General features: G+C 70.9%; 2 protein-coding genes. Both read right to left on the bottom strand.

What is annotated here, in order from left to right; genetic code table 11:
• On the bottom strand, window positions 1-79 hold a 79-nt coding region (locus ASF38_RS19465), incomplete at its 3' end, for a DnaB-like helicase C-terminal domain-containing protein (RefSeq protein WP_255353817.1).
• A 45-nt stretch (window positions 80-124) separates the two neighbouring features.
• On the bottom strand, window positions 125-887 hold a 763-nt coding region (locus tag ASF38_RS05220), incomplete at its 3' end, for a DnaB-like helicase C-terminal domain-containing protein (RefSeq protein ID WP_304438646.1).
• Window positions 888-984 lie beyond the last annotated feature (97 nt).

The raw sequence follows: 984 nt of genomic DNA, 5'->3' as shown, positions 1-984 counted from the left end.
GGTAGTCGATGACGATGAGCCCCAGCTTGCCGTCGGCCGCCTTCTGGATGCGCCGGGCCTTCGACCGGATCTCGGGCATCGTCATGTTGGGCGAGTCGTCGATGGTGATCGGCGCACCCTGCANCCCGCGGCATGACCCGGCTGACCGAGTCCCAGTCGCGGTCGGTCATGCCGCCGCCCCGCATGTGGTGGATGGCGACCTTGGCCTCGGCCGAGAGCAGACGCATGGCGATCTCGGCGCCCGACATCTCCAGGCTGAAGATGGCCGACGGGACGTTGTTCTTGATGGAGGCGGCGCGGCAGAAGTCGAGCCCGAGGGTGCTCTTGCCGACGCCGGGCCGGGCGGCGACGACGATCATCTGGCCGCCACGGAAGCCGGTGGTGAGCTTGTCGAGGTCGGGGAACCCCGACTCCAGGCCGGCCATGTCGCCGTCGCGGCTCTGGATGTCGTCGATCTCCTGGATGGTCTGCGCCATCAGCTCGGAGATGACCCGGTAGTCGTCGGTGCCGCTGCTGCCGTCGACGTCGAGCACCTCGGCCTGGGCGCGGTCGACGATCTCGGCGATCTCGCCGGTCTCGGCCCAGCCGAGGCCGGCGATCTTCTGGCCGACCTCGATGAGGCGGCGCAGGATGGCCTTCTCGCGGACGATCTCGGCGTAGTAGTCGACGTTGGAGGCGATGGGCACGCCGGCCACGAGCGTGTGCAGGTACGGGGCGCCGCCCACGCGGGTGAGGTCGCCGCGGCGCTGCAGCTCGGCGGAGACCGTGATGGCGTCGGCGGGCTCGCCGCGCTGGGCGAGGTCGACGATCGTCTCGAAGATGGCCTCGTGGGCGGGGCGGTAGAAGTCGCGGCCCTCGAGGAGGTCGGCCGCCGGGTCGATCGCCATCTTGCTGAGCAGCATGGCGCCCAGGACGCTCTGCTCGGCCGGGAGGTCCTGCGGCGGGACGCGTCCGGCGGGGACGTCGTCGGGCTCAGGCCCCATC

Origin of the sequence: Aeromicrobium sp. Leaf272, assembly GCF_001422865.1 — a bacterium.
Taxonomy (GTDB): Bacteria; Actinomycetota; Actinomycetes; order Propionibacteriales; family Nocardioidaceae; genus Aeromicrobium.
This window is presented reverse-complemented; position numbering and strand designations above follow the sequence as displayed.